At 64.8% G+C, this 2,647-nt stretch carries 1 protein-coding gene and 1 other annotated feature; the gene reads left to right on the top strand.

Going from position 1 to position 2,647, the window contains the following annotated elements:
- The first annotated feature begins 288 nt into the window (after nt 1-288).
- Nucleotides 289-1,632, top strand: a complete 1,344-nt coding sequence (gene glnA / locus SACHA_RS0109420) for a type I glutamate--ammonia ligase (RefSeq protein ID WP_019809190.1) — start codon at nt 289-291, stop codon at nt 1,630-1,632.
- Between the two features lie 440 nt (nt 1,633-2,072).
- Nucleotides 2,073-2,615 (top strand) — a sequence feature (16S ribosomal RNA rRNA prediction is too short).
- The last annotated feature ends 32 nt before the right edge of the window (nt 2,616-2,647 follow it).

The raw sequence follows: 2,647 nt of genomic DNA, 5'->3' as shown, positions 1-2,647 counted from the left end.
CACGTCGGCAAGCGCCCCGGTCGCGGTGTCGACCAGCTCGCGTCCGTCCGGGAGCGGGCCGGTCGTGTCCGGCGAGGCGGCACACCCGCCCACGACGGTCAGCGCGGCGACGAGAACGACCGCGAGGCGACGGATCGGCATGGCGCCCACGGTATCGGGCAGGCCTCCGCCGCCCGGCCAGGTGGACGGACGGTTGTGACGGGCACGAGCCTCCCGGCGTCGACCGGACGGGGGAGATCCGCACGCCCCCGAAACACCGAGTTAACGTCTCGCGCCTAGAGTCGCGGCATGGATCGCCAGCAGGAGTTCGTGCTGCGCACGCTGGAGGAACGGGACATCCGCTTCGTGCGGCTCTGGTTCACCGACGTGCTCGGGTATCTCAAGTCGGTGGCCGTGGCACCCGCCGAACTGGAAGGCGCCTTCAGCGAGGGCATCGGCTTCGACGGGTCCGCCATCGAGGGCTTCGCCCGGGTCTACGAGTCGGACATGATCGCGAAGCCGGACCCGTCCACGTTCCAGGTCCTGCCGTGGGAGACCCCGGACGGGGATCGGTACTCGGCGCGCATGTTCTGTGACATCGGCATGCCGGACGGCTCGCCGTCGTGGGCCGACCCCCGGCACGTGTTGCGCCGCCAGCTCTCCAGGGCGGCCGAGGCCGGGTTCACCTGCTACGTCCATCCCGAGATCGAGTTCTTCCTGCTGGCGACCCTGCCGGAGGACGGCAGTGAGCCGGAACCGGCGGACAACGGGGGATACTTCGACCAGGCGAGCCACGCCACGGCCACCCACTTCCGCCGCAACGCCATCGAGGCGTTGGAGGAGATGGGCATCTCCGTGGAGTTCTCCCATCACGAGGGTGCCCCGGGCCAGCAGGAGATCGACCTGCGCTACGCCGACGCGCTGACCATGGCCGACAACGTCATGACGTTCCGGTACGTGGTCAAGGAGGTCGCGCTGATGCAGGGCGTCCGCGCCACCTTCATGCCCAAACCGTTCACCGGCCAGGCCGGTTCGGGAATGCACACGCACGTGTCGCTGTTCGAGGGGGACCAGAACGCCTTCTACAGCCCGGAGGACCCGTACGAGCTCTCGGACACCGGGAAGGCGTTCGTGGCCGGCCTCCTGCGGCACGCCCGCGAGCTCTCCGCGGTCACCAACCAGTGGGTCAACTCGTACAAGCGGTTGATCCGGGGTGGGGAGGCGCCGACCGCGGTGTCGTGGGGGCACGCCAACCGCTCCGCGCTGGTCCGGGTACCGATGTACTCGCCGGGCAAGGCGTCGTCCCGGCGGGTCGAACTGCGCAGTCTCGACTCGGCGTGCAACCCGTACCTGGCCTACTCGGTCATTCTCGCCGCGGGGCTCAAGGGGATCGAGCAGGGCTACGAGCTGCCGCCCGCGGCCGAGGACAACATCTGGGACCTGTCCGACTCGGAGCGCAAGGCCGCGGGGTACGCGGAGCTGCCGCAGAACCTGGGCGAGGCGCTCGTCGAGATGGAACGGTCGGAGTTGTTGCCGGAGGCGCTCGGCGAGCACGTGTACGACTTCTTCCTCCGGAACAAGCGGGTGGAGTGGGACAGCTACCGCAGCGCGGTCACGCCCTACGAACTCCGGACCCTGCTGCCGGTCCTCTGACACCGTGGCCGGTGAAGGGGGCGTCGACGCCGGGTTAACCCGCTCTGACCTGCGGGTTCACCCGAAAGTAGACCCCCCTGCACAGCGGGGTTCGGCGGGTGTGTAATCTTCTTCTTGTCGCCAGGGACGGCCGGGGCGAACGGGAGAGACCCACAGAGGTTGCTTCCGGGAGTCTGGTCGGGTAACGTTGCTGGTCGGCCCTCTCCAGAGAGAGCGGGTCACCCCCTTGAAAGAGCCCTCCGGGGTTGTTGTTAGGGTGGGTGTCGCTCGGAGGGAATAACCGGGTAACACTTTGTGGTGTTGTTTGAGAACTCAACAGTGCGCTAGTGATTGTCAGCTAGTAGAGCTTTGATGCCTCACCTGTTTTGGTGGGTGGGGTTTGCCCCTTTTTTTGTGGGTTTCTTTGAGACAGTGGGTCTCGGATTGAATTCATTGTTGGAGAGTTTGATCCTGGCTCAGGACGAACGCTGGCGGCGTGCTTAACACATGCAAGTCGAACGCTGAAGCCGCTTTCGGGTGGTGGATGAGTGGCGAACGGGTGAGTAACACGTGGGCAATCTGCCCTGTACTCTGGGATAAGCCTTGGAAACGGGGTCTAATACCGGATGGGACACTGCTTCGCATGGGGTGGTGTGGAAAGCTTCGGCGGTACGGGATGAGCCCGCGGCCTATCAGCTTGTTGGTGGGGTGATGGCCTACCAAGGCGACGACGGGTAGCCGGCCTGAGAGGGTGACCGGCCACACTGGGACTGAGACACGGCCCAGACTCCTACGGGAGGCAGCAGTAGGGAATATTGCACAATGGGCGGAAGCCTGATGCAGCGACGCCGCGTGAGTGAGGAAGGTCTTCGGATTGTAAAACTCTTTTTTAGGGAAAAATGATTACAGAGCTAATACCCTGTAAAGTGATGGTACCTAAAGAATAAGCACCGGCTAACTTCGTGCCAGCAGCCGCGGTAATACGAAGGATGCAAGCGTTGTTCGGAATCATTGGGCGTAAAGCGCGCGCAGGCGG

This window comes from Saccharomonospora halophila 8, assembly GCF_000383775.1.
GTDB lineage: Bacteria > Actinomycetota > Actinomycetes > Mycobacteriales > Pseudonocardiaceae > Saccharomonospora > Saccharomonospora halophila.
The sequence above is the reverse complement of the archived record's forward strand: the minus strand, read 5'-3'. Positions and strand labels throughout refer to the sequence as shown.

Bases quoted from the DNA above. Each gene is read 5' to 3' on its own strand.
- glnA (WP_019809190.1), top strand. From the start codon at position 289: ATGGATCGCCAGCAGGAGTTCGTGCTGCGCACGCTGGAGGAACGGGAC.